This window comes from Streptomyces guryensis (assembly GCF_021261325.1).
GTDB lineage: Bacteria > Actinomycetota > Actinomycetes > Streptomycetales > Streptomycetaceae > Streptomyces > Streptomyces guryensis.
Genome location: NZ_JAJSBI010000020.1, coordinates 138,811 through 164,152 on the forward strand (window position 1 = coordinate 138,811; position 25,342 = coordinate 164,152).

The following is a 25,342-nucleotide window of genomic DNA, read 5'->3' on the forward strand; positions in this document are numbered from 1 at the left end:
CTGCACGGCACGGCAGGACACGGTTCACAGGACCGGCCGGCTCGAGCGGGAGCGAGCGGTCCGAGCGGAGCTAGGGGGGTGCCAGGACCATGGCGCGACGCATCGATGTGACCGGGGCGGGCGGCGTACGCCTCGCGGCCTGGGAGTTCGGCGACCCTCCCAAGACCGACCCGGTCCAGCCCGTGCCCGAGGACATTCCCGGCGTGCTGTTACTGCACGGCCTGATGGGCCGCGCCTCCCACTGGGCGTCCACCGCCCGCTGGCTCTCCGGACGGCACCGCGCCGTCGCGCTCGACCAGCGCGGCCACGGCCAGAGCGACAAGCCTCCCCAGGCCTCCTTCACACGGGAGGCCTACGTCGAGGACGCCGAGGCCGCTCTCGAACAGCTCGGCCTCGCCCCGGCCGTCCTCATCGGCCACGCCATGGGCGCGCTGACCGCCTGGCAGCTCGCCGCGAAGCGCCCCGAACTGGTCCGGGGCGTGATCATCAGCGATATGCGGGCCTCCGCGCTGGGTGTCGCCTCGCAGCGTGAGTGGGCCGACTGGTTCAAGGCCTGGCCCGTCCCCTTCGCCACGCTCGCCGACGTACGCAAGTGGTTCGGCGAGGACGACCCCTGGGTGGAGCGGCCGAACCCGTCCCGCGGGGAGTTCTACGCCGAGGTGATGCACGAGTCGCCCGACGGCTGGCGCCCTGTCTTCGACTACGAGCAGATGCTCCGCTCCCGTGAGACCTGGGTGTACGACGCGCACTGGGAGGACCTTGCCGCTGTGCAGTGCCCGGCGCTGGTCGTGCGCGGGCTCGACGGGGAGCTGGGGCGGGCCGAGGCCCAGGAGATGGTGCGGGGGTTGCCTCTTGGCGAGTACGCGGAGGTGGCTGAGGCGGGTCACCTTGTGCACTATGACCAGCCGGAGGCTTGGCGGGCGGCGGTCGAGCCGTTTCTGGATTCGGTACTCGCTGCGTGAGGGTGGGCCGGGGCGCCCAGTAGCTCGGGGGGTTGTGTGCGCGGGCGGGTGCGGGTCGTCTGTGGTTGATCGCGCAGTTCCCCGCGCCCCTGACGGCGTTGCAGTGGTCGTGCGCCCGATGGGCGCCGTCAGCCCTTGCTCACCGCCGTAAGGATCTCCGGCAGGCGAGCCGCCGTGCGCGGTGCTGCCAGTCGTAGGCCCGCCAGTGTGATGCCCGCCCCGTATGCCGCGCCCGCCGGCAGCAGCAGCCAGCCCCACTGGCCGCCGTCCTGCGCCACGTTCGCCCAGATCGTGGCCACGATGACGGGGGCGGACAGAAGGGCTGCGGAGACCATGCCGCCGAAGATGGAGATCCAGGCGAGGCCGGCCTGGCCGGGGGCCACGTTCTTGTAGCCCTCCTGCGGGATGGAGTACGGGAAACGGGCGGAGGTCCATGCTCCGGTCGCGAGCATCGCGCCGAGCAGTGCGAAGGAGAGGCCGAGGACCTCGGGCAGGCGGGGCCAGTCGCCGAGCATCGCGGTGGTCACGACGGTCACGAGGGTGGCGTACGGCAGGGTGATCACCAGCAGGGCCAGGGCCCGCCCGCGCAGCTCGACGTAGGCGTCGTGCGCGGAGGAGATGGTCGTGGCGACCATCCAGAACGCGGACGTGTCCTGCCCGAACTGGTTGTACATCTGGATGCCGAGCATCCCCGCGGCGAAGCAGGCGAAGTAGATCGAGCCGGTGCCCTGAAGGGCGTTGAACACGGGCACGATCAGGCCGATGGCGAGCGAGGTCACCCAGGCCGCCTTGGTCTTGGGGTCGCGCCAGATGTAGCGCAGGCTGCGTTCCATGACCGTGCCGGTGCGGCCGGCGGGGAGCAGGCGGGCGAGGCCGCCGGCGGTCCGTTCGCGGGCGGCGGGTTCGGCGGCCTGGAGGGTGGAACCGTCGGGCGAGGTCATCAGCCGGGTCAGATGGCGTGACCACACGGCGAGCAGCAGCATCAACGCGCCTGCGGTCAGGGCCAGCTGGAGGGCGGCGACTCCGTACGAGCCGTCGCTCACCGAGTCCACCGCGCCGATGGCCGAGGCGGGCGGCACCCACTTCAGGACGTCCGCCAGCGGGTCGAGTTGCGAGAGCCCGGACGAACCCAGGTGCTGCGCCCCGAAGTTGACCAGCTGTGCACCGATCGCGATGACCAGACCGCTGAGCACCGCCAGATCACGGCCCTTGCGGCTGGTCAGCAGGCGGATGTTGGCGGCGGCGACGGCCCGCGCCAGGGCCACGCACACCAGCAGCCCGAGGACTACGGCGACGACGCCGACGGCGTACGCCGTCCCGCCGTGGGCGACCGCGATCACCGAACCGGCCAGCAGGAGCAGCGTGAACAGCGGCCCGATGCCCACCAGTGAGGCCGTGAGCAGCGCCCGCACCAGCGGGCGGGGTCGCAGCGGCAGCATCACCAGCCGCGTCGGGTCGAGCGTCTCGTCGCCGCTGGGGAAGAACAGCGGCATCACCGTCCAGCCCAGCGCCAGTACGGCCACCAGCAGCACGACCACGGACAGGGCGTGCCTGTTGCCGTGCAGGGCGATCAGCCCGAGCAGTTGCAGCGCCCCGAACAGCACCACGACGACGGCCGACGCGACATAGGCGGCCCGCCGCCCGCCGGACTGCCTGAGCCCGTTGCGCAGCAGCGACAGCTTCAGCCGTACGAAGACGGGAGTGAGGTTGGTTTCGCCCGTCATCGTGCGCCGCCGCCCAGCCAGTCCAGGTTCGACCCGGTGTCGCGGCCGCCCGCGCCGACGAGTTCGAGGAACGCCTGCTGGAGTGAAGCCGCCTCCCCGCGCACCTCGGCGAGCGTGCCGTGGGCGCGGATGCGGCCGGCGGCCATCACGGCCACCCAGTCGCAGAGCGACTCGACGAGTTCCATGACATGGGAGGAGAAGACGACGGTGGCGCCGGACGCCGTGTACCGCTCCAGGACCCCGCGGATGGTCTGGGCGGACACCGGGTCGACGCCCTCGAACGGCTCGTCGAGAAAGAGCACTTCGGGGTTGTGGAGCAGCGCGGCGGCGAGGCCGATCTTCTTGCGCATGCCGGTCGAGTAGTCGACGACGAGCTTGTGCTGGGCTCCGGCCAGGTCCAGCACATCGAGAAGCTGCGTGGCCCGCTTGTCGACCTCGGCCCCGGGCAGCCCGCGCAACCGCCCGCTGTACCCGAGCAGTTCACGCCCCGACAGCCGTTCGAAGAGCCGCAGCCCCTCCGGCAGCACCCCGATCCGCGCCTTCACCGCGACCGGATCCCGCCACACGTCGTGCCCGACGACCTCGACACTCCCCTGATCGGGCCGCAGCAACCCGGTCACCATGGACAGAGTGGTGGTCTTCCCGGCCCCGTTCGGCCCGACGAGCCCGATGAACTTCCCCGCGGGCAATTCCAGATCGATCCCGGCAACGGCAACCTGCTGCCCGAACCGCTTCCAGAGCCCCTGTACTCGTACGGCCGCTGTGCTCACCACTGCTCCCTCCGTTACTGAGCACCCTACGGGGGGCCAACTCCCTCAAGGGGCGCGGGGAACTGCGCGAGCGACCACCAACGACCCGCAGTCGCCGAACTACCGATCGCGCCCACACGCATAGGCAAGCGGAGAAATCAGTTCCTCCGCGTCCGGCAGCCACCGATTGGCGGGCGTGGGCCGACAGGCCCACTGAACGGCCCCCCGCGACCCGTACCGCGTAGGCGGCGCAGCCACATACGAGCCCTCCCCGAGGGCAACGAGATCCAAAGACGAGGGCGACCAGCCCAACTTCCGCACCAGGTCCGGCATCTTCACCGCCGCACCGGGCAGCACGAAGAAGTGCATCCGACGATCCGGCGTCAACGTCACGGGACCGAGCGTCAACTCCATGCGCTCCATGCGCGCCAGCGCGAGGAACCCCGCGGTCTCGGCGACCTCGATCGCGTCGAACGTACGCCCCGTCGGCAGCAGGATCGACGCCGTCGGCTGCTTCTGCCACATCCGGCGGGCGACCGTCGCACTGCCCGTCGCCAGCGCCTCCCAGTCCTCGCCCGCGGGATGCGCGCCGCGCGCGGCGCAGGCGGTGTCGCCGCAGGAGCAGTGCTGCACCCCGTCGACGGCTTCCAGCCAGGTGCCGGGGAAGACGTCCCAGTGGCGCTCCTCGGCGTAGCGTACGGCGGTCTCCTGCAGCGATTCCCAACGCTGCTTCGGAATCTGAACGGCTTCGGGGCCGGCGATCGTCTCTTCCACGGTGAACTCAACTCCCGTACCTACCTGGAGTTACGGGGGTAGCGCGCGCGGGGGAGGAGCATTGATTCCGTATCTGGGGCGCATGGATGCACGTGTGGGGGCGCGCGGGAGGAACCTCGGAGTGAGCTGGGTAGCCACGTCTGGGGTCGGCTTACGCCTTTACCCCGGCAATCCGCGCAAGCCTCGCATTTTACGTCTCTCGGCGGGGCATTGATCTTCACGGCCGGATCTTTTCGCTTCAGGGGTTGTTCCCAGGGGGTACGCCATGGCCGCAAGGCCTCTCGTCGCGCGACAGCCGAACGAACGGTTGCAGGCGCTCATCCAGGAGGCGGGGTGCTCGAACGCCGGGCTCGCCCGCCGGGTCAACATGTGCGGCGCCGAGCACGGCCTCGACCTGCGCTACGACAAGACGTCCGTGGCCCGTTGGCTGCGCGGGCAGCAGCCGCGGGGGCGCGCCCCGGCGATCATCGCGGAGGCGCTGGGCCGCAAGCTCGGCCGCACGGTCACGATCGACGAGATCGGCATGGCCAACGGCAAGAACCTCGCCTCGGGTGTCGGTCTCCAGTTCTCGCCGACGGTGCTGGGGGCCATCGAGCAGGTCTGCGAGCTGTGGCGCAGTGACGTGGGGCGCCGGGACTTCCTGTCCGGTTCGTCCGTCGCCGCGTCCGCGCTGGTCGAGCCGAGCCGGGACTGGCTGATCTCCTCGCCCGACTCGCAGGTGTCGCGCTCGGCGGGACCGCGGGTGGGGCAGTCCGACGTGGCGGCCGTGCGCGCGATGACGCAGGCGCTGGTGGATCTGGACCACCAGTACGGCAGCGGGCATGTGCGGCCGGTCGTCGTGCACTACCTGAACAGCGTCGTCTCGGGGCTGCTGGCGGGGTCGTACCGGGAGGCCGTCGGCCGTGACCTGTTCGCCGCGGTGGCCCGACTGACCGAGCTCGCGGGCTACATGGCCGTCGACACCGGGCAACCGGGCCTGGCCCAGCGGTACTACATCCAGGCGCTACGGCTCGCGCAGGCCGCCGGGGACCGCGGATACGGCGGGTACGTCCTCGCCGCCTCGATGAGCCACCTCGCCGCCCAGCTCGGGAACCCGCGTGAGATCGCGCAGTTGGCACGGGCGGCGCAGGAGGGGGCGCGTGGGCGCGTGACACCGCGCGCGGAGGCGATGTTCCATGCGGCGGAGGCGCGCGGGCACGCATTGATGGGCGACGCGCGGGCGGCCCAGGTGGCGTCCGGGCGGGCGGTCACGGCGCTGGAGTCCGCCGACTCCTCCTCCGGGGACGATCCGGCCTGGATCGCGCACTTCGACGAGGCTTATCTGGCCGACGAGCTGGCGCACTGCCACCGGGACCTCGGACAGGCCGAGGCGGCGGCGCGGCGCGCGCAGGAGTCGCTGGCCGGGCTCCCCGAGACCAAGGCGCGCAGGCGGGCCATCGGGTATGTGCTGCTGGCCACCGCGCAGGTGCAGCAGCGGGAGATCGAGCAGGCCTGCAACACGGGGCTGAAGGCCGTGGAGCTCCTGGAGTCCCTCCGCTCCAACCGGGGCGCCGAGTACCTGGAGGACTTCCAGCAGCGGCTGGATCCCTACCGGGACGAGCCGGTGGTGCGGGAGTTCGGGGCGCGGCTCGATCTGCAGGCGGCCGCGTGAACCTGTGGGAAACGGCCGGTTGCGGTTCGGGGGCGGTCGGAGTGGGTGACAGATACAGCGGTCTGTAGCGCAGTTTTGTTACTGCTGTCACAGGGAAGGAGGTTGCGTCCTCAGCTGCGTGGCACGCGGCTCGGGGGACCCGGTAGCGTGAGCCGACGATTCCGAAGGTCCCCCATTCGTAGGAGTCCCGGTGACGCAGAGTGGACAGGGCGAGGAGCCCTCGCCGCGCGAAGCGCGCGAAGGCATCGTGCTGCCCTCCGACGGCAGTGAGCCCCTGCTGCCGGGCATGCTGGGCGCGCAGGGCCCGACCCGCCCGCAGCCGGGCCCCTACGCCGGACCGCCACCCGGAAACTCCCCCGGGCAGCAGCCCGGTCCGTACAACGGCCCCCAGTCCGGCTCGTACAACGACCCTCAGGTCGGCCAGTACAACGGCCCGCAGACGGGCCCGTACGGCGGCCAGCAGCCCGGCCCGTACGGCGGCCCGCAGGCGCCGGCCCCGCCCGGCGGCCAGGCGTGGGGTACGCCGTGGGGCCCCGACCAGCAGCAGAGCCCTGCCCCGCCGCCGGGGCAGGGCTGGCCGGCGCCGCCGGCCCAGGCCTGGGAAACACCCGACCAGCAGCAGTCGCCGCCCCCCGACCAGTGGGGTGCGCCCGCGTCCGGGCCGCTGCCCCCCGGGGGCGCCCCGGCTCAGTCGTACGGCGGGCAGCCCGCGATACCGCAGCCACCGGCGAACGCACCCCTGCCGCCCGCCGACGCGTACGGCAGTTCCACCGCGGGGGCAGCCCTGCCGCCCGCCGGCCAGGGAGGACCGGCCGCGCCGCTGCCGCCCGCCGTCCCCGGTGGCTTCGGTGGTGCTCCACTGCCGCCCGCTGCGGACGAGGGGGCCACTCAGTACATACCGCCCGTTGCCGCTGTTTCCGAGGCTGAAGGGGCGACCCAGTACATTCCGCCCGTGGCGCCGGGGGCCTTGCCGCCCGAGGTGGGTGGCGGGTCGGTCTCCGGGGCGACGCAGTTCCTGGGGCGGGCGCCGCACGCGGCCGGGCCCGACTCCGAGGCCACGCAGTACATACCCCCCGTGGCCGGGCAGGCGCCGTACGGCATGCCGCAGGGCGGGGACCGGCAGCCCCCTGCCGAGTTCGACAACCTGTTCCGCAGCGGGCCGGGCGGCGAGAGCCCCGCTCAGGCCACGCAGCAGATGCCGCGCTTCCAGCAGCCGCCCCCGCCGCCCCCGCAGGCCGCATACCCCCCGCCGGTCGGCGACGGCAGCAACGACCGCAGCGGCCGGAGCGGGGCGCGTGTGCCGGTCATCGCCGCCATCGGTGTCGGCATCGTCGTGCTCGGCGTCGGCGCCGGTGCGCTGCTCAGTGGCGGTGGCGGCGGCAGCAAGGACAAGAACCAGACCGTCTCCGCCACGGCCCCGGCGAGCGGCGGCTCCGCCTCGTCCGCCGCCGATCCGGCGAAGCAGCAGGCCGTCGCCCTGGACAAGCTGCTGGCCGACAGTGGCAACAGCCGGGCCTCGGTGATCCAGGCCGTGGCCAGTGTGAAGGGGTGCAAGGACCTCTCCCAGGCCGCCTCCGACCTGCGCGGCGCGGCCAAGCAGCGCACCGACCTGGTCACCCGGCTGTCCGGCCTGTCCGTCGACAAGCTCGCGAACCACGCCGCGCTGACAGCCGCACTCACGAGGGCGTGGCAGGCGTCCGCGGCGGCCGACAACCACTACGCGGCCTGGGCCGACCAGGTCGGCGGCAAGAAGGGCTGCAAGAAGGGCCAGGCCCGCGCCACCGGCCAGACCGCGGCCGGCAACCGCGAGAGCGGCACGGCCAGCCAGCAGAAGGTCAAGGCGGCCCGGCTGTGGAACGCCATCGCGAGGACGTACGGCCTGAACCAGCGCCAGCCGGTTCAGCTGTGACGCGAGAGAGGTGAACCCGCGGACGTGAGCCTCAGTTCACGTCCGCGGACTCCAGCGTCTTCGTCGCGTCCACGAACCCCTTCTTCGCCGCCACGAGTTGGCCCTGACGCACGACCTGGAGCGTCACGTCGGCGTTGACCATGCGGGAGAAGCCGATGGCGGCCAGCGGGCTCTCGGCGGACCACCGCAGCGTCGGCGTCAGTCCGCCCGTGGTGACCTTCAGCCCGTCGTCGAGGGCCTTGCGCACCGTGTCGGCGCTGACGTCACCGCTGCCCAGCGACGCGACGACGGACCGGAACACCGTGTAGGCGATCCACGTCGTCTGCACCCCGGTGTCCGAGGCGTCGATGCGGTTGTCACCGAAGGCCTGCTCCTGGATCACCTTCTTCATGGCGTCCCAGCGCGGGTCGCTCGACACCGGGTACCAGCCGGTGACGTACGAGCCCTCGTACGGCCCCGACTGCCCGCCGGACTCGTTGATCACCGTCTGGTCGACGCTGTCGAGCGTGGCGGCGGTCCTCACCGCGGGATAGCCCTCGCGGTCGCGCCGGAAGGAGTCCATGAAGGTGTCCGTGCGGTCCCCGAGCGCGGGAATCACGCACCCGTTCTTCGCCTGGTTGCCGGTCGTGGCGGTCAGCGCCTGTTGCGAGGGCCCCGAGTACTCGGTGGTGTCGTCCGCCGCCCGCTGGTCGATCGCGGGACGGTGGCCGCCCGTCTTCAGGCCGGAGTCGAGCATGGCGGGCAGTTCGTCGCCCGCGATGCTGTCGGGCCGTACGAGCGCCACGGGACCGCAGCCGCCGGCGAGTTCCTTGCCGAGGCCGGCCAGCAGGGCGGGCTGGCCGCCGTTGACCGGGTAGGACATGGGGCTGGTGAACTCGGCGGTCGTGACGCCGTAGCCGCCGATGTAGGGGATGCCGGCGCCCTCCAGCTCGGGGAGGTAGGCGTCGCCGTACTGGCTGTAGGAACCGACGACCGCGACGACGTTCTCCTTGACGGCGAGGCGGGCGCACTTCGCGGCGGCCACGCTGTCGTTGTGCTCGTTGCAGGTCAGGACCTTCAGCTTGCGGCCGTTGATGCCGCCCCGGGCGTTGATCCAGCGGGCGTAGGCCTGTGCGAAGGCCGGCATGCCGGGCTTGTTGGTCGCGCTGGTGTCCGAAGGGGCCCAGGTCATGACGGTGATCGGGTCGTCCCCGGAACCCGCCGTGGTACCGGGGATGACCCCGCAACCGGCGGCGAGCGAGGCACATGCGACCAGTGCCCCCGCCGAGAGGGCGGTGGATCTGAAAGTCCGGGTGCGTGTGGGGGGGAAGGTGCTGCGATTGCGTCGCCTGCCGGTCATGGGCACACACGCTTCCGCCACATCGCCAACCCGGGGGTGACCTTCGGTTATCGGTCGGTGACGGCAAGGTGAATTGCGGGGGCCGGTGAGCCGCCCGAGCGGGAGAACGTACGATCGATGACCGTGCAAGGTTCGGAGAACTCTTCCCGTCGCGGCCGTCGCTCCTCCACCATGGGCGACATGCCACTGAACGACATGCCGTGGTGGCGCTGGCGCAGTAACGTGCGCTCCGCGCTGCACATGCTCTCAGACCCGGCGTTCCAGCAGAACGTCTGGCTGGCCGGCGCCGACGGATACGGGGACGTGACCGACGCCGTGTACCGCCTGGTCGAGGACACCTGGCTGGACAACTGGTCCGCCGAGAAGTACGTGGGCACGATATTCCGGGACTCCCAGGAGGCGGCCCTCGTCGACACCGCCGTGCTGCGGGTGCTGCGGATCATGCACCAGGTCGGGCCCGACGCCCCGGTCTCGGCGTACGTCGAGAACCACGCCTGGCCGGAGGCGGTCCGGGCGGCCCGGGACGCGCACGTGCGCATGGCGATGGCCGACGGGGAGGACCCGGACGCGCCGCCGCGCACACTCGAGGTGCTGCGGATCATGACCAGGTCCGCTTAGCGGACCCCGGTCCGCGCCGGGGCCCACTTATGGGACCCTGTCCTGCATGAACGAGCAGTCCACCCGAGCCGCGGCGCCCGACGACCAGTACGTCCTCACGCTCTCCTGCCCCGACAAAAAGGGCATCGTGCACGCCGTGTCGAGCTATCTCTTCATGACCGGCTGCAACATCGAGGACAGCCAGCAGTTCGGCGACCACGACACGGGTCTGTTCTTCATGCGTGTCCACTTCTCCGCGGAGGCGCCGGTCACGGTGGACAAGCTGCGGGCGAGCTTCGCGGCGATCGGTGACTCCTTCCACATGGACTGGCAGATCAACCGGGCCGACGAGAAGATGCGCATCGTCCTCATGGTCAGCAAGTTCGGGCACTGCCTGAACGACCTGTTGTTCCGGGCCCGGATCGGCGCGCTGCCGGTGGAGATCGCGGCGGTGGTGTCCAACCACACGGAGTTCGCCGAACTGGTCGGCTCCTACAACGTTCCTTTCCACCACATTCCGGTGACGAAGGACACGAAGGCGGACGCGGAGGCGCGGCTGCTGGAGATCGTCCGCGAGAACGACGTCGAGCTGGTGGTGCTGGCCCGTTATATGCAGGTGCTGTCCGACGATCTGTGCAAGCAGCTCAGCGGGCGGATCATCAATATCCACCACTCCTTCCTGCCGAGCTTCAAGGGTGCGAAGCCGTATCACCAGGCTCACACCAGGGGCGTGAAGTTGATCGGTGCGACTGCTCACTATGTGACGGCGGATCTGGACGAGGGGCCGATCATCGAGCAGGAGGTCGAGCGGGTGCGGCATGACGTCACGCCGGACCAGCTCGTCGCCGTGGGGCGCGATGTGGAGTGCCAGGCGCTGGCGCGTGCCGTGACGTGGCATGCCGAGCGGCGCATTCTGCTCAACGGGCGTCGGACGGTCGTGTTCGCCTAGTAGCTCGGGGGAACTGCGCGAACGGCCCCCACGCAACCGCAGCCGCCGACGAAACCGAAACGCACCCTCACATCCGGCTCAAAGCAGCTGCAGCGAACAGCACGTCCCTGATCGCCTCGCGGTCACCGTCCTGACCCGCCGCCGCTTCCGCCGGAGGCACATGGCCCGCCGCCAGGCGGCAGAACTCCGCGCCGTCCAGGGCCACGTGGGCCACCTCGTGCGCGGCGGAGCCGACCGCCGCGGGGGAGTCGAGGGGGATCAGCCACTCGCCGCCGCCCATCCCTTCGATCTCCAGCCGCAGGCTGCGGCCCGGTTCGCCCGCCGGGACCAGGTGTCGGTGGTGGGGAGGCGAGGCCAGGCCGGCCCGGCGGCGGGTCGCGAGTACGTCCGGCAGGACTCGCGCCGCCAGGTCGATCATGCGGTGCATATGGCGTGGGGCAGGCGGTTCGTACGGGTAGTCGACGGCCTCCGCGATGTCCTCGGCATGCACCCAGCACTCGAAGGCCCGGTCCAGCAGCGCGTCCTGCAGCGGCAGCTCGAAGTCGCCGTAGGAGACGGCCGGCCGGGCCGGCCCCGAGTCGTTGATGAAGGACGCCGTGCGGACGAGACCATGGGTCTGATCTCGCCAGGGGGCCCGTACGGAACGGTTGGGCGGGTAGTGCGAGGTGCGCCAGTACGCCTCGGTGCGGGCCCGGGGGGTGGGGTCCGCCTCGGCGATGTCGCCCAGCGGGTCGTCCATGCCGAGGGCGACCGCGACCAGGCCGTCGACCGACAGCAGGTGGGCGATGACCCCGGCGACCGTCGTACGACGGGTCATCGGGCCCTCGCCCTCGAACCAGCGCAGCCGCACGGGCGCGTGCCACTCGGCGTCCCCGATGTCCTGCAGCAGAGCGTCGAGCCGGGCGGTCTCCGCGTCGTACGGAGCCGCCCACTCGGGCACCGGGATGCGGGGCGGGCGCCGGTCGAGGCAGCCGTCCAGAACACGGGTGCGCAGGCCCGGGTCCAGGTCGAGGCTCTCCGGCTGGTGCAGCAGGCCGACCGCCTCGCGCAGTCGCAACGCCTCGTCGGCGCAGGAGCCGCAGTCGCCCAGGTGCTCCTCGACGGCCGCCGTCTCGTCCGCCGAGCAGGCGGCCAGCGCCCAGGCGCCGAGGAGCGATTTGAGGACGCGGTGCTCCAGGACGAGCGGGGCGGGCTGCGGCGCCGGGACCCCCAGGTCCTCCAGGGTGGGCAGTGGCCGCCCGCCGTCCTCCACGGAGGCGCGGGGCATGGGTATGCGGGGTGGCCGGCCGGGGCCGTGGCCGGTGTCGTCGCCGTCGTCGTTGCCGTCGCCGTTCGCGGGTCCGCCCGGGATGCCGTACCCCTCCTGCTGCTCGTCCTTGTCGTCCCTGTCGCCCTGGTCGTCGAGGTCTCCGAAGCCGCCCTCGCCCGCCGGGCCGTTCCTGCCGCCGGGGGCGTCCTCGTCGTCGAAGCCCCCGTGGCCGAAGCGGTCCGCGTTGCCTGCGTCGTTCACACGGCACCCCCGTAACCGGGCGGTGCCCCGGGTGCGCCGGCGTCGTGGGCGGTGGCCAGGAGCTGCAGGCCCAGGCGGAGCCGGCGGCGGGCCTCGTCCTCGGTGACGCCGAGGTCGGCGGCGGTCTGGCGGTAGTCGCGGCGCTGGAAGTAGGCCAGGTCGAGGGCGGCGCGCAGCGGAGCGGGCATGGACGTGACGATGTAGTCGGCGCGGGCGGCGACCGAGGCCCGGCGCACCTTGCGCTCCAGCTCCTCGGCGGAGCCGCCGGAGCCCTGGGCCAGGGCGGCGGTCTCGGTGGCGCGCAGCCGCTGCACGGCGAGGCGGTGGGTCAGCGTGGCGACCCAGGAGCGCAGGGGGCCCTGCTTGGGGTCGTACGCCTCGGGGTGTTCCCAGACGTGGACGAAGACGTCGCGCGTGATGCCGTCGGCCGCGCGCTCGTCCCCGAGGACGCGGTGGGCCAGGTTGTGCACCAGGGAGGCGAACCGGTCGTAGAGCTCGCCGAGGGCGGCCGCCTCACCGCGTGCGAGTCGCTGCTGCATCTTGCGGTCCCAGCGGGGCGGCGCGTCCTTCTTCGTCATACGGCCCCCTCACCCCTGCCCGTTCCTCGGCCCGGCCTGCGTCCATCGTCTCCTCGAATGTAGTCGGCACCTACGACAGTGCACGTCGCTTTGTCGCAATGTGTGCGGCCGTCGTTCTGTGCCTGCCTACCCGCTCGACCTCTGATCAGACCTGATCGAACAGGATCGAAGTCGACTAAAACAAGCCTCTTCCGATCAGTTTCCGTTTCTGGGGCTGTGTTTCAGGGAACGGCCGCTGGGCAGCCGCGCTGCAAGGAAGCGTAGGTACGGCTTCCGTTTTGCGGGGGCTCCGGCGAGCGAAGGGCATGGTGGTGGCGTTCTATGTAACCGGCGGCGAGCAGGGCGACTGGACCGTGCTCCGTGTGTCGGGCGAGCTGGACCTGGTGACGTCTCCGGCGCTGCGTCAGCGGGTGCACGACGTGGTGGCCGAGGGTCGCCACGGCCTCGTCCTCGACCTCTCCGAGGTCTTCTTCTGCGACTCCAGCGGTGTCGGCGTGCTCATCGCCGCCCGCCGGCTCATCCGTTCCTGCCAGGGCACCCTGCGCCTGATACTCCCGGCCCAGGGCGCGGTCGAGGGATCGCACGTCAACCGCGTCCTGGGCGCCCTCGGCGTGCGTCGTCTGTTCGACGTGTACGCCGACGTGGCGTCGGCGGTCGCGGAGGAGGCCGACCCGCTGTCCGCCTGACCTGGGCGGCAGCTGTGACCAACGCGGTACGGCTCACCTCTGTGTGCCACACAGTTGTCCCGAAATTCCCCCGGTCTTGGCACAAGGGCCGCTTTCCCGCGCCCGGGCGGCCTTTCACGTCGTACGCTCCGACGAGATGCACCCGACATGACGTAAGGCGGCCCGAAAGAGATGGTCAGCAGCGAGTACGAGCGCAGGATCGCCGCCCGGTTCGCCACCTTCGACCAGGACGGCAACGGCTACATCGACCGCGAGGACTTCAGCGGGGCGGCCAAGAAACTGCTCACCGAGTTCGCCGTCGCGGCCCGCTCCGACAAGGGCCAGGCGCTGTACGGCGGTGCCGAGGCGTTCTGGCAGGGCATGGCCGGCATAGCGGACCGGGACGGCGACCAGCGCATCGACCGCGAGGAGTTCGTGAACGGCGCGGTCAAGCGCCTGCGCGACAACCCCGAAGGGTTCGCGGAGATCGCCCGCCCCTTCCTGCACGCGGCCCTCGACCTCGCCGACACCGACGGCGACGGCGCGGTCACCGTCGAGGACACCGCGCGCGTGCTGAGGATTCTGGGGGTGCCCGAGGACATCGCCCGGAGCGTCGCCGCCGCGCTCGACACCGACGGCGACGGCAGGGTCGGCGAGACGGAGATCGTCCCGGCGTTCGCCCGCTACTTCACGGTCCCTGAGTAGGTCCTTGGGTGAGGCCCTGCCCCTGAACAGAGCCCTGCCCCGGAGCGGTGCCCCGCGCGTAGCGCTCCCGCAGCCTGTACTTGAGCACCTTCCGCAGCGTCTCGCCCCGCGGAAGGGCGTCCACCACCTCCAGCTGCTCCGGCAGTTTGTGCACCGACAGCCCTTCCGCGCGCAGATACGCCGCCACCGCGCCCAGGGTCAACTCCGCGGCCCCTTCCGGCTGTTCCACCACCACGCACACCCGCTCCCCGCGCTCGGCGTCCGGCAGCCCGATCACCGCGACGTCCCCGACCGCCGGATGGGCGGCCAGCAGGTCCTCGATCTCCTTCGCCGAGATGTTCTCGCCCTTGCGGATGATCACGTCCTTGAGCCGCCCGGTGAGCACCAGATGGCCGCTGTCCGTGACGAACCCCAGGTCACCGGTGCGCAGAAACCCCTCCTCGTCGAAGGCTTCCGCCGTCTGCGCCGGATCCAGATAGCCCTGGCAGACGGCCTCCCCGCGCAGCCGCACCTCCCCGTCCACGATCCGTATCTCCATCCCGTCCGGCGGCCGCCCCTCCGTCGTCGCGAGGTTCTCCACGGTGTCGTCCGGAGCGCCCATGGTGATCATCGGCACCTCGGTCATGCCGTACCCGTGGGTGAGCTGCACCCCCATCTCCCGTACGACGGCGTGGTACACCTCCGGCGGCTTCGGCGCCCCGCCACCCGCGAGCAGCCGTAGCGAGGGAATGACCTTCCGGCCGGGCTGCTTGCGCTGTTCCGCCAGGAACATCGAGTAGAACGCCGTCGACCCGCCCGCCACCGTCACCCCGTGCTTCCGGTATCCCTCAAGCGCGCCCGGCAGTGCGAACTGCTCGAACATCACGGCCGGGAAGCCGTACAGCAGGAGCATCACCGTGTAGTCGGGCCCGGCTATGTGCGCGTACGGGAAGGCCATCGAACCCACGTCGTTGGCCGACAGCCGCAGTGCGTGCGCGAGGCACGACCCGCCCGCGATCAGCGAACGGTCCGTGTGCAGCACGCCCTTGGGGTCGGAGGTCGTACCCGAGGTCCAGTAGATCCAGCGTACGGAGGTGCCGTCGGCGGGCGGCGGGGGCAGCACCCTCGGATCACCGTCCGGCAGCACGTCGTACGCCTCGAAGACCCCCTTCGCGCCGAGCCTCCGCGCCATCCCGGTGTGGTCGAAGCCCCGCCACTCACCGGGTACGGCGAAGAACTCGGCCTTGGACTCCCGCAGGGCGAAGCCGACTTCGCGGTCCCGGTAGAACGGGATGACCGGAGTCTGTACGGCACCCAGGCGGGCCAGCGCGAAGGACAGCAGCGCCGTCTCGATCCTGGTGGGCAGCTGCCAGGCGACCACCGTGCCGGGACGTACGCCCATGTCGTACAGACCGGCCGCTACGCGCTCGGCACGCGCGCGTAGCTCGCCGAAACTCAGCGAGCGGTCGTCCTGGAGGAGCACGGGCCGGTCGGGGGTGAGGTCGGCGCGGCGGGCGACCAGGTCCCACAGGGTGCGGGATGCGCTCAGTGCGTGGGCGGTGTCGGTCACGGCGGCCCCCTCGTGGAGTGACACGGACTGGTACAGAGCTGACGGGCAGTCAGATAGTGCGCAGAGCGTAGGGCTCGGCGCCTTGTCGGTCCAGGGGTGCGGGACCGGCGCCTCTGATCGGCTGAGCCCGTGTGAGCGTGTCCCTCCGGACGCCTCCCCTCCCGCTCGTGACGCTGTCATCCGATCAGCGACATCCCCGCGAGAAGGTCACATATTCGATCCCCGCGCTTACGTACGTCGCCGAGGTCGGCATGGGCGCGTGACGGGGCGCCGATGGATGACGCACCACTTCCGATCCCAAAGGAAATGTGTGAACCTCCGCATAGAGCAGTACCTGACGACCCATCAGATCCGTGCATCAGGCGGAGGGGATCATGACCGAACTGCCCCGCATCATCAGCGTCGACGACCATGTGATCGAGCCCGCCCACCTCTTCGAGACCTGGCTGCCGGAGAAGTACCGCGACCGGGGCCCGCAGGCCCTCACCGCCGGGATCGGCGAGCTCGCCTACGTCGCCGGCAAGTACCAGATCACGATGGACCCGGAGGGCCAGCCGACGGACTGGTGGATCTACGAGGACCTGAAGTTCCCTTACAAGCGCAACATCGCCGCCGTCGGCTTCGACCGCGACGAGATGACCCTGGAGGGCATCACCAGGGAGGAGATGCGGCGCGGCTGCTGGGATCCCAAGGCGCGCCTGGAGGACATGGACCTCAACCATGTCGAGGCCAGCCTCTGCTTCCCGTCCTTCCCCCGTTTCTGCGGGCAGACCTTCGCCGAGGCGCACGACAAGGAGGTCGCGCTGGCCTGTGTGCGCGCCTACAACGACTGGATGGTCGAGGAGTGGTGCGGCGACAGCGGCGGCCGGCTCATCCCGCTCTGCCTGATCCCGCTGTGGGACGTCGAGCTCGCGGTCGCGGAGATCCGCCGCAACGCCGCGCGCGGGGTGAGGGCGGTGACCTTCTCCGAGATCCCCACCCACCTCGGCCTGCCCTCCATCCACTCCGGCTACTGGGACCCGTTCTTCGCGGTCTGCCAGGAGACCGGGACGGTCGTCAACATGCACATCGGCAGCAGTTCCCAGATGCCCGCCGCCTCGCCCGACGCGCCCCCCGCCGTCCAGGCGTCCCTGAGCTTCAACAACGCCATGGCCTCGATGATGGACTACCTGTTCAGCGGGGTCCTGGTGAAGTTCCCGCGCCTCAAACTCGCCTACTCCGAGGGCCAGATGGGCTGGATCCCGTACGCCCTGGAACGCGCCGACGACGTCTGGGAGGAGCACCGCGCCTGGGGCGGGGTGCGGGACCTGATCCCGGAGCCCCCGTCGACGTACTACTACCGGCAGATGTTCTGCTGCTTCTTCCGCGACAAGCACGGCGTGGCCTCGCTGGACGTGGTGGGCCGGGACAACGCCACCTTCGAGACCGACTACCCGCACGTCGACTCGACCTTCCCGCACACCAAGGAGGTCGCCCTCGACCATGTGAAGGGCCTCGACGACGAGACGGTGTACAAGCTGATGCGGGGCAACGCGATCCGCATGCTGGACCTGGACCTCGACCGCTGATGGACCTGTCGTACACGCCCGAAGAGGAGGAGTTCCGGGCGCGGCTGCGGGAGTGGCTCGGCAAGGTGCTGCCGACGCTGCCGCCGAAGCCCTCCCCGGACGACTGGCCCGCGCGCAGGACGTACGACCTCGGCTGGCAGCGGATGCTGTACGACGCCGGGTACGCCGACGTCCACTGGGACGCCTCCCCGACCGTCCGGCTGATCTTCCTGGAGGAGACCGAGAAGGCGGGCGCACCCTATGTGGGGGCGAACTTCGTCGGACTGCTGCACGCCGGGCCGACCATCGCCGCCGAGGGGACGCCCGAGCAGCGGGAGCGCTGGCTGCCGCCGATGCTGCGCGGCGAGGAGGTCTGGTGCCAGGGCTTCAGCGAACCGGACGCCGGCTCCGACCTCGCGGCGCTGCGCACGCGCGCGCGTAGGGACGGTGACGACTATGTGGTGAGCGGGTCCAAGATCTGGACCTCCCATGCCGAAGTGGCCGACTGGTGCGAGCTGTTGGTCCGTACGGGTCCGGCGGCGCCGAAGCACCGCGGGATCAGCTGGCTGGCCATGCCCATGTCCTTGCCCGGCATCACCGTACGACCGCTGCGGACCCTCGCCGGGTCGGCGGAGTTCGCCGAGGTGTTCCTCGACGAGGTCCGCGTGCCGGTCGCGAACCGGGTCGGCGATGAGAACGACGGCTGGCGCGTGACCATGGTGACGCTGTCCTTCGAACGCGGTACGGCGTTCGTGGGTGAGGTGGTCGCCTGCCGGCGCGTGCTGGGCGAACTCGCCGCGGAGGCGCGGAGGCGCGACTGCTGGGACGACCCGGTGCTCCGGCGCCGTCTCGGGAGGCTGAATGCGGAGTTCCGGGGGCTGTGGCGGCTGATCCAGTGGAACGTGAGCGAGGCGGAGGGCGGTTCCGGGGTCCCCGGGGTCGGGGGTTCGGTTTTCAAACTGCGGTATTCGCATGCACGGCAGGAGTTGTACGACGTTGCGGCGGACGTCCTCGGTGAGGACGCACTCGATCTCGATCGGCCGTGGGTTCCGGACCGGCTGTCGTCGCTGGCGTACACCATCGCGGCCGGTACCTCGCAGATTCAGCAGAACATCGTGGCCGAGCGGATTCTGGGGTTGCCGAAGGGGAGGTGAGCGGTGCGGTTTCAACTGACCATGGAGCAGCGGGCTTTGCGGACTGCTGTGCGGGGTGTGATCGGTCGTGGGCCGTCTGCGGGTCGGTGGGGGCCGGCCGCGCAGTTCCCCGCGCCCCTTGAAGGCGGTGATGCCCGGCCCCGTCTCGACCGTGCCCTGTGGCGGGCCCTCGGAGAGCTCGGGTTCTTCTCCTTGCGGTTGTCCGAAGCGGATGGTGGGGCTGGACTCGGGCTCCCGGAAGCGGCGTTGGCGTTCGAGGAAGCCGGGCGGGCGTTGGTTCGCGGGCCGCTCGTGGCCACTCATCTCGCGGCCGGGGAGGTGCCCGGGGCGGCCACCGGGGAGGTTGTCGTGGCCGCCGCGGACGGCAGGCTCGTGGAGTGGCTGGCCGAGGCCGACGTCGTGCGGCGTGGTGCCGAGGGGGCCGTACCGTTGCGGTCGGTGGATCCGTTGACGCCCCTGCACCGGGTGCCCGCGCCGGCGCCCGCCGATCCCGTCGCCGGTCTCCTCACTGCTGCCGAGCAGCTCGGTACGGCCACGCGTGTGTGCGAGCTGGCCGTGCAACACGCCCGGACGCGCGAGCAGTTCGGGCAGCCGATCGGGGCCTTCCAGGCGGTCAAGCACCTGTGCGCACAGATGCTGGTGCGCGCCGAGGTGGCCCGCGCCGCGGTCTACGCGGCGGCCGTCACCGCCGACCGGACCGACATCGCCGCGGCCCGGCTGCTCGCCGACGAGGCCGCCGTGCGCGGCGCCCGCGACTGCCTCCAGGTGCACGGCGGCATGGGCTTCACCTGGGAGTCCGAGGTGCATCTGCATCTGAAGCGGGCATGGGTGCGGGCACAACGTGGCGGAGGGGTCACGGAGAGTGAGGAGCTGCTGGCGGCCGATCTGGTGGCCTGAAGGGCGCCGGCCTGGGATGTCGCGGAAGCCGCCCCCGCAGTTGTCGCGGATTGTGGCATACCGGAATTACGGAGCGTTGATATCGGGTTGTGTCCTATGCGTGACCCGTCACGTCCTGGAGTCGGCGTCCCGCTCCGGTACCTTCTGTGGGATGCGAGTGGTTCCGAGCACGAGCCGTGCCGGTGTTGCCCCCGGGGTGATGCCGCAACCGGCCTGTTCGAGTCCCCGCAATGAGCGTCGCACAGTATGCCGCACGGGTACTCCTTCGCGCTGGAATATGCCCGAAGCGCTTGTTGGCGTGACTGTACGTCAACCATGCTGTCTCTTAAGGGATTCACGTTCCGTGACCCTTGCTCTGGGCTCTGCACTGGCCATTGTTCTGGTCATGCAGAAAATGGCTACGATCGTGGCCCTCGTTGCGGCGCGCGCGTGGCGCGAGGTCATGTGTCCGCCGGTTCGGATGGTGTGAGCGGTGCAGGTGCTTCAGGTGCAGCTGGAAGTCCGGCCCGACCCCGCTGAGGTGGGGCGAGCCCGGAGGTGGGCGCGTTCCCGCCTCGCGGGGTCCGGGATAGAGGCCGACGAGCCGCTCGCCGAGACGCTGATCCTGCTCGTCTCCGAACTGGTCACCAACGCCGTTGTGCACACCGGCTGTCCGGCCGTGCTGCGACTCTCCCTGCCCGGTGTGGCCGAGGAGTCCGCCATCGTCCGCCTGGAGGTGGCCGACACCAGCGACCGGGCCCCGGTGCCCCGGTGCGCCGACGGTGACGCGACCGGCGGCCGCGGCCTCGCCCTTGTCGACGGTCTCGCCGACCGCTGGGGCTGGAGTCCCGAGGGTGCCGGTAAACGCATCTGGTGCGAACTCGACCGCTGCGTACAGACCCGGCAGGCCGCGGAGGCCTGTGTGGGCGGCGCAACGGCGTACGAGGGGCTGGCGTTCGAGGCGGTGTGACCGGCGCACGGGTACCGAGGATCCGTCAGCTCCGGTGCACGGTCGCAGAAACCGCTCGCACGCCCCGCCCGGCTGAGGCGATGCGCCGGGATGTGCTTCCGTGCGCGCCCGCGACAAATTGGGCTTAAGTAATAAATCCCCGTACGGGTGTTGACGCATCGTGTCCGTTTGATCACGCTTGTGGTCAGCGATTCGCCGTGAGGGGACGACGAGGGCTTCGGTGACGGGAGCCCTCGGCGAGTGTGGATCGTGATTCGGCGTCGGTTCCCTCCGGGCCAGGGGGGCCGTGGGGGTCCCCCCGCTCGAGCGAATTCGAGAGTGGGGAGGGTGCGCCGAGTCGGTCGGCGGCGCGTGGTGCCGTGCTCGGGGCGGGAGCACCGCGTCGCCGGCCGACGGCCCTGAGGGCCTGTGTCCGAACAGGCCCTCACAGGATGGCGACGGGGGCCACCGGAGTTCCCGTCGCGCCGACGAAGGGCTCGGGCATCGCGGACAGCAGGAACGCATACCGGCCAGTTTCTCCACAGGCTGTGGACAACTCTTCGAGATTCCAGTTCTGGCCCTGCAGCATGCCCATCTCCACCAGGTCGAGCGCGTGCACGGGCAGCCACAGGTCCTCGATCTCCGGCGGAAAGATCTCGAAGGTGAGGGTGTCGTTCGCGACGGCGGCGACATCGCGCGCGTGGAACCACTCCGGGGTACGGATCGACAGGCCCGGGGAGGGGTAGCCGTACGCGTGCCTGTCCCCGGCGAGACAGACCTGGATCTGCCCGGTCCGTACGAGCACGACGTCCCCGGCACGCACGCGCGTGCCGGCCATTTCCTCGGCGGCCTCCAGGTCTTCAGGGGTGACCGCGTGGCCGCCCTCCAGTCGGTCGGCACCACGCGCGCGTGCCACGTCCAGCAGCACCCCGCGCGAGACGACGTGGCGCGCCTTGTCGATGCCGCTGAACTCGGCGCCACCGTGCGGGGTGATGGTGCCGGCGGGGCGGCCGTTGTAGAGCCGGCCCGAGTGCGAGACATGGGTCAGCGCGTCCCAGTGGGTCGCGGCCTGCAGCCCCATGGTCACGGCGTCGTCGCTGCACGCCACCGACCCCGGGCCGAACAGCTCCTGGTTGATCTGCACCATCGCGTGCAGCGGATTGACCCGCCCCGGGATCATCCCGGTCTGTACGCCGTCCTGTTGCAGGGGCAGCGCGAGGGGGACGCGGCGGCCCGTGCGGACGGTCGCGGCGGCCTCGCGGACAACCTCGTCGGTGATCAGGTTGAGGGTGCCGATCTCGTCGTCGGCACCCCAACGGCCCCAGTTGCTCACGCGCTTGGCGATCTCGTCGAACTCGGCGGGCATCGACATCGGCTCTCCCCGGGGCTTGTCTCCAGGCATCTGACGGGTCATAAAATCTAACGGTCCGTCAGAAACCGCGGGAAGGGGCCGGACGTGGGGAACTTCTTGGCAGGCAAGGTCGTCGCCGTGACGGGCGCCGGACGGGGCATCGGCCGTGCGGTGGCACTGGCGGCGGCGGCCGAGGGGGCGAAGGTCGTCGTCAACGACTACGGGGTGGCCATCGACGGGGCTTCGCCCACCAGCGAGGTCGCCGAAGCCGTCGTCAAGGAGATCGAGGCCGCGGGCGGGGACGCCGTCGCGGTGGCCGACGACGTGTCCACGATGGCCGGCGGGCAGCGGGTGGTCGACGTCGCGGTCTCGTCGTACGGACGGCTCGACGGTGTCGTCTGCGTCGCCGGGATCCTGCGTGAGCGGATGCTGTTCAACATGTCCGAGGAGGAGTGGGACCCGGTCGTGGCCACCCACCTGAAGGGCACGTTCACGGTGTTCCGGGCGGCCTCGGCGGTGATGCGGGGGCAGCGGGCGGGGACGCTGATCGGGTTCACCAGCGGCAATCATCAGGGGTCGGTCTCGCAGGCGAACTACAGCGCGGCGAAGGGCGGGATCATCTCGCTGGTACGGAGCGCTGCGTTGGGCCTGCACAAGTACGGGGTGAGTGCCAACGCGGTGGCGCCGGTCGCCCGTACCCGGATGTCGGCGAATGTTCCTGTGGAGCTGACGGAGATCGGGGAGCCGGAGGATGTGGCTGCCCTGGTCGTCTATCTGCTGTCCGACCGCGCGAAGGAGCAGGGGATCACCGGGCAGGTGTACACGGTTGCCGGGCCGAAGCTGGCGGTCTGGGCTCAGCCGCGGGAACTGCGCTCGGCTTATGCCGAGGGTGCTTGGACGCCTGAGCGGATTGCGGAGTTTCTGCCGGGGTCGGTGGGAGTGGATCCGATGCCGATGCTTGAGCGGTTGGCGGCGATGGAACGGGCCGCTGCGCGGGGTGACAGGCCGAACGCCTGAGAGCTCGCGGGGACCTGTTGGGTGGCGGCTGCGGGTTTGTTGTGGTGGCCGGTCGCGCAGTTCCCCGCGCACCTGGGGAAGTCGCCCTGAACGGCGTTGAGAGGAGGCACCGTGGACTTCGGGTTCAGTGCTGAGGACGAAGCGTTCCGGACGGAAGCGAGAGTGTGGTTGTCCGGACACGCCGAGAGCGCGCGGGACCGCCGTGCGTGGGAGCGTGCCCTCGGTGAAGCCGGCTGGATCGGGCTCGGGTGGTCCGAAGGGGGATACGGGAACCGGACCGGCACGCTCACCCAGCAAGTTGTCTGGGCCGAGGAGTACGCGCGGTCGGGCGCGCCTCCGCGGTCGGGGCACATCGGGGAGAAGCTGCTCGCGCCCACCCTTCTCGCCCATGGGACGGAGGAGCAGAAGGCCCGCTTTCTTCCTCCCGTCGCCGCCGGTGATGAGCTGTGGTGTCAGGGGTACAGCGAACCCGGTGCCGGTTCCGATCTGGCCGGGGTGCGGACCGCGGCCGTACCTGACGGGTCGGGGTACCGGATCAGCGGGCAGAAGATCTGGACGTCGCTGGCGCACGAGGCCGACTGGTGCTTCGTGCTCGCCCGTACCGAGGCGGGATCCCGTCGTCACCACGGGCTGAGCTTTCTCCTTGTCCCCATGGACCAGCCGGGGCGGATCGAGGTGCGGCCCATTCGGCAGCTGACCGGGACCAGCGACTTCAACGAGGTCTTCTTCGACGGTGCACGCGCGCGCGTGGAGCACGTCGTCGGGGGTGAGGGGAGCGGCTGGAAGGTCGCGATGAGCCTGCTCGGGTTCGAGCGGGGGGTGTCCACGCTGGCCCAGCAGATCGGGTTCGCCGAGGAGCTGAGGCGGGTGCTGCGGGCCGCCGTGGACACGGGGGCGGTCACCGATCCCGTCGTGAGGGAGCGGCTGGTGCGGCAGTGGGCCGAGCTGCGGGCCATGCGGTGGAACGCCCTGCGGACGCTGGGGAGGTCGGGCGACGCGGGGGCGTCCAGCGTGGCCAAGCTGTTGTGGGGCGGCTGGCATCAGCGGCTCGGGGAGCTGGCGATGCAGGTGCGCGGGGCCGCGGCGGGGGTCGGGCCCGTGGACTGGTCGCCGTCGGCGTCGTACGAACTCGACCTGTTGCAGCATCTGTTCCTGTTCTCCCGGGCCGACACGATCTACGGCGGTTCGGACCAGGTCCAGCGCACGATCATCGCCGAGCGGGTGCTCGGCCTGCCCAGGGAGCCCAAGGGGGTCTTCTGATGCGCGGTGTGGTGTTCGACGGCAAGCGGCTCGAGGTCGTGGACGACCTGGAGGTGCGGGAGCCGGGGCCGGGGGAGGTGCAGGTCGCCATCTCGGCAGCCGGGTTGTGCCACAGCGATCTGTCTGTGGTGGACGGGACCATACCTTTCCCCGTTCCCGTGGTGTTGGGACATGAGGGGGCCGGGGTGGTGGAGGCCGTCGGCGCCGGGGTCACGCATGTGGTGGTGGGTGATCATGTCGCGCTCTCCACGCTCGCCAACTGCGGTACGTGCGCGGAGTGCGACCGGGGGCGGCCGACGATGTGCCGGCAGGCGATCGGGCGTCCCGGGCAGCCGTTCGTCCAGGGCGGGCGGCGCGTCTACCAGTTCGCCTCCAACTCCGCCTTCGCGGAGCGGACCGTGGTGAAGGCGGTGCAGGCGGTCCGGATTCCCCAGGACATCCCCCTGCCGGCCGCCGCGCTGATCGGGTGCGGGGTGCTGACCGGGGTGGGGGCCGTCCTCAACCGGGCGAGGGTCGACCGCGGGGACAGCGTGCTGGTCATCGGCACCGGCGGTATCGGGCTCAACGTCATCCAGGGCGCCCGGATCGCGGGTGCGCTGCGGATCGTCGCCGTCGACGCGAACCCGGCGAAGGAGGCGGTGGCCCGGCAGTTCGGGGCGACGCACTTCCTGACGTCGACGAAGGAGGTGAAGGAGATCCTGCCCCACGGGGCCGACCACGCCTTCGAGTGCGTCGGACGCGTGGAGCTGATCCGGCAGGCGATCGATCTGCTCGACCGGCACGGCCAGGCGGTGCTGCTGGGTGTGCCCGCGGCGACCGCGGAGGCCTCCTTCCTCGTCTCCTCCATGTACCTCGACAAGTCCATCCTGGGCTGCCGGTACGGGTCGTCCCGCCCGCAGCGGGACATCGCCCTGTACGCCGACCTGTACCGCGAAGGACGGCTGCTGCTCGACGAACTGGTGACGGAGACCTATCCGGTCGAGGACTTCGAGAAGGCGAAGGCCGACGCGGAGGCGGGGCGGGTCGCCCGTGGGGTGCTCACTTTCTGACGCCGCGCAGACGGCGCCGAGTTGTCCACAGGCCGGGGAAATCGGGTGGGCCGGTGTCAGTGGCGCCGCCTACGGTCGTTCGCATGAGCTACCGCGACATCGCCTCCCCACAGGTCCTGGCCTGGGCCTGCACGTCCGTCGGCGCCCGTATGCCGGTGGCGATGGCGCCGCTGGCCCTGGTCTTCCTGGTGCGCGAACGGCCCGGGGGGTATGCGCTGGGCGCGGCCGTCGCCGCGGTCTATGTGCTCGGCGAGATCATCGGCGCGCCGGTTCTCGGCATGCGGCTGCGTCCCGATCGCGCCCGCCCTCACCTGGCGGCGGGGCTCGGCGTCGGAGCGGGCGGTTTCGCGGGACTCGGTGTGTTTCCCGACGCGCACCCCCTGGCCCTCGGCGCGTTGGCGTTCCTCGCCGGTGCCGCACCGGCCGCCGCGGCCGGGGGATTACGTGCGCTGCTCACCGGTCTGGTTCCCGAACGGGC

22 protein-coding genes are annotated in these 25,342 nt (G+C 71.0%); 14 read left to right on the top strand and 8 right to left on the bottom strand.

Features of this window, described 5'->3' with window-relative positions:
• The first annotated feature begins 89 nt into the window (after positions 1-89).
• On the top strand, positions 90-962 hold the full coding sequence (locus tag LJ657_RS32775) for an alpha/beta fold hydrolase (RefSeq protein WP_232652524.1): 873 nt from the start codon (positions 90-92) through the stop codon (positions 960-962).
• Between the two features lie 128 nt (positions 963-1,090).
• Here the strand turns inward: LJ657_RS32775 and LJ657_RS32780 are convergent, their stop codons facing one another.
• From LJ657_RS32780 to LJ657_RS32790, 3 genes are all read right to left on the bottom strand, one after another.
• The gene (locus LJ657_RS32780) at positions 1,091-2,686 is read right to left on the bottom strand and encodes a transporter (protein ID WP_232652525.1); all 1,596 of its coding nucleotides are present in this window, start codon (positions 2,684-2,686) and stop codon (positions 1,091-1,093) included.
• Positions 2,683-3,459 (bottom strand): ABC transporter ATP-binding protein, encoded by a 777-nt coding sequence (locus LJ657_RS32785; protein WP_232652526.1) that lies wholly within the window; start codon positions 3,457-3,459, stop codon positions 2,683-2,685. The genes LJ657_RS32780 and LJ657_RS32785 overlap by 4 nt, the downstream gene beginning before the upstream one ends.
• A 96-nt stretch (positions 3,460-3,555) precedes the next feature.
• A complete protein-coding gene (locus tag LJ657_RS32790) occupies positions 3,556-4,209 on the bottom strand; it encodes a bifunctional DNA primase/polymerase (protein WP_232652527.1) in 654 nt (217 codons plus the stop codon).
• Between the two features lie 265 nt (positions 4,210-4,474).
• Here LJ657_RS32790 and LJ657_RS32795 point away from each other — a divergent pair, with 265 nt between their 5' ends.
• Positions 4,475-5,860 (top strand): NsdA family TPR-like regulatory protein, encoded by a 1,386-nt coding sequence (locus LJ657_RS32795; protein ID WP_232652528.1) that lies wholly within the window; start codon positions 4,475-4,477, stop codon positions 5,858-5,860.
• Positions 5,861-6,050: 190 nt separating this feature from the next.
• A complete protein-coding gene (locus tag LJ657_RS32800) occupies positions 6,051-7,769 on the top strand; it encodes a hypothetical protein (RefSeq protein ID WP_232652529.1) in 1,719 nt (572 codons plus the stop codon).
• A gap of 31 nt (positions 7,770-7,800) precedes the next feature.
• Here the strand turns inward: LJ657_RS32800 and LJ657_RS32805 are convergent, their stop codons facing one another.
• On the bottom strand, positions 7,801-9,108 hold the full coding sequence (locus LJ657_RS32805; protein ID WP_232652530.1) for an ABC transporter substrate-binding protein: 1,308 nt from the start codon (positions 9,106-9,108) through the stop codon (positions 7,801-7,803).
• Positions 9,109-9,225: 117 nt separating this feature from the next.
• On the opposite strand from LJ657_RS32805, the gene LJ657_RS32810 reads away from it, so the two are divergent.
• Both LJ657_RS32810 and purU read left to right on the top strand, forming a co-directional pair.
• Complete coding sequence (locus LJ657_RS32810) at positions 9,226-9,726, top strand: SCO4402 family protein (RefSeq protein WP_232652531.1); 501 nt, start codon at positions 9,226-9,228, stop codon at positions 9,724-9,726.
• A gap of 46 nt (positions 9,727-9,772) precedes the next feature.
• The gene (gene purU, locus LJ657_RS32815) at positions 9,773-10,654 is read left to right on the top strand and encodes a formyltetrahydrofolate deformylase (protein ID WP_232652532.1); all 882 of its coding nucleotides are present in this window, start codon (positions 9,773-9,775) and stop codon (positions 10,652-10,654) included.
• A 67-nt stretch (positions 10,655-10,721) separates the two neighbouring features.
• Here purU and LJ657_RS32820 read toward each other — a convergent pair whose 3' ends face one another.
• The gene (locus tag LJ657_RS32820; protein WP_232652533.1) at positions 10,722-12,164 is read right to left on the bottom strand and encodes a maleylpyruvate isomerase N-terminal domain-containing protein; all 1,443 of its coding nucleotides are present in this window, start codon (positions 12,162-12,164) and stop codon (positions 10,722-10,724) included.
• Positions 12,161-12,742, bottom strand: coding sequence for a sigma-70 family RNA polymerase sigma factor (locus LJ657_RS32825; protein ID WP_232652534.1), 582 nt, complete (start codon positions 12,740-12,742; stop codon positions 12,161-12,163). Before LJ657_RS32825 ends, LJ657_RS32820 begins: the two co-directional genes overlap by 4 nt.
• Before the next feature lie 305 nt (positions 12,743-13,047).
• Between LJ657_RS32825 and LJ657_RS32830 the strand changes: the two genes are divergently transcribed.
• Entirely contained in the window at positions 13,048-13,428 is a 381-nt protein-coding gene (locus LJ657_RS32830) for an STAS domain-containing protein (RefSeq protein ID WP_232652535.1), read from the top strand.
• 171 nt (positions 13,429-13,599) lie between these two features.
• On the top strand, positions 13,600-14,112 hold the full coding sequence (locus LJ657_RS32835; RefSeq protein ID WP_232652536.1) for an EF-hand domain-containing protein: 513 nt from the start codon (positions 13,600-13,602) through the stop codon (positions 14,110-14,112).
• Here the strand turns inward: LJ657_RS32835 and LJ657_RS32840 are convergent.
• Positions 14,096-15,661 carry a class I adenylate-forming enzyme family protein gene (locus tag LJ657_RS32840; protein ID WP_232652537.1) on the bottom strand — a complete coding sequence of 522 codons (1,566 nt, stop codon included), beginning with the start codon at positions 15,659-15,661 and terminating at the stop codon, positions 14,096-14,098. The two genes, LJ657_RS32835 and LJ657_RS32840, sit on opposite strands and share 17 nt — an antisense overlap.
• A 374-nt stretch (positions 15,662-16,035) precedes the next feature.
• Between LJ657_RS32840 and LJ657_RS32845 the strand changes: the two genes are divergently transcribed.
• From LJ657_RS32845 to LJ657_RS32860, 4 genes are all read left to right on the top strand, one after another.
• Positions 16,036-17,229 carry an amidohydrolase family protein gene (locus tag LJ657_RS32845; protein WP_232652538.1) on the top strand — a complete coding sequence of 398 codons (1,194 nt, stop codon included), beginning with the start codon at positions 16,036-16,038 and terminating at the stop codon, positions 17,227-17,229.
• Positions 17,229-18,362: an acyl-CoA dehydrogenase family protein gene (locus LJ657_RS32850; RefSeq protein ID WP_232652539.1), complete on the top strand. Its 1,134-nt coding sequence runs from the start codon at positions 17,229-17,231 to the stop codon at positions 18,360-18,362. Before LJ657_RS32845 ends, LJ657_RS32850 begins: the two co-directional genes overlap by 1 nt.
• Before the next feature lie 3 nt (positions 18,363-18,365).
• On the top strand, positions 18,366-19,259 hold the full coding sequence (locus LJ657_RS32855) for an acyl-CoA dehydrogenase family protein (RefSeq protein ID WP_232652540.1): 894 nt from the start codon (positions 18,366-18,368) through the stop codon (positions 19,257-19,259).
• Positions 19,260-19,746: 487 nt separating this feature from the next.
• Positions 19,747-20,208: an ATP-binding protein gene (locus LJ657_RS32860; RefSeq protein WP_232652578.1), complete on the top strand. Its 462-nt coding sequence runs from the start codon at positions 19,747-19,749 to the stop codon at positions 20,206-20,208.
• A 424-nt stretch (positions 20,209-20,632) separates the two neighbouring features.
• Here LJ657_RS32860 and LJ657_RS32865 read toward each other — a convergent pair whose 3' ends face one another.
• On the bottom strand, positions 20,633-21,559 hold the full coding sequence (locus LJ657_RS32865; RefSeq protein WP_232652541.1) for a cyclase family protein: 927 nt from the start codon (positions 21,557-21,559) through the stop codon (positions 20,633-20,635).
• A gap of 84 nt (positions 21,560-21,643) precedes the next feature.
• Between LJ657_RS32865 and LJ657_RS32870 the strand changes: the two genes are divergently transcribed.
• The 3 genes from LJ657_RS32870 to LJ657_RS32880 all read left to right on the top strand — a co-directional run bounded on the left by LJ657_RS32870 (position 21,644) and on the right by LJ657_RS32880 (position 24,864).
• The gene (locus LJ657_RS32870; RefSeq protein ID WP_232652542.1) at positions 21,644-22,555 is read left to right on the top strand and encodes an SDR family NAD(P)-dependent oxidoreductase; all 912 of its coding nucleotides are present in this window, start codon (positions 21,644-21,646) and stop codon (positions 22,553-22,555) included.
• Positions 22,556-22,666: 111 nt separating this feature from the next.
• Complete coding sequence (locus tag LJ657_RS32875; RefSeq protein ID WP_232652543.1) at positions 22,667-23,815, top strand: acyl-CoA dehydrogenase family protein; 1,149 nt, start codon at positions 22,667-22,669, stop codon at positions 23,813-23,815.
• Positions 23,815-24,864 carry a Zn-dependent alcohol dehydrogenase gene (locus LJ657_RS32880; RefSeq protein WP_232652544.1) on the top strand — a complete coding sequence of 350 codons (1,050 nt, stop codon included), beginning with the start codon at positions 23,815-23,817 and terminating at the stop codon, positions 24,862-24,864. The genes LJ657_RS32875 and LJ657_RS32880 overlap by 1 nt, the downstream gene beginning before the upstream one ends.
• Positions 24,865-25,342 lie beyond the last annotated feature (478 nt).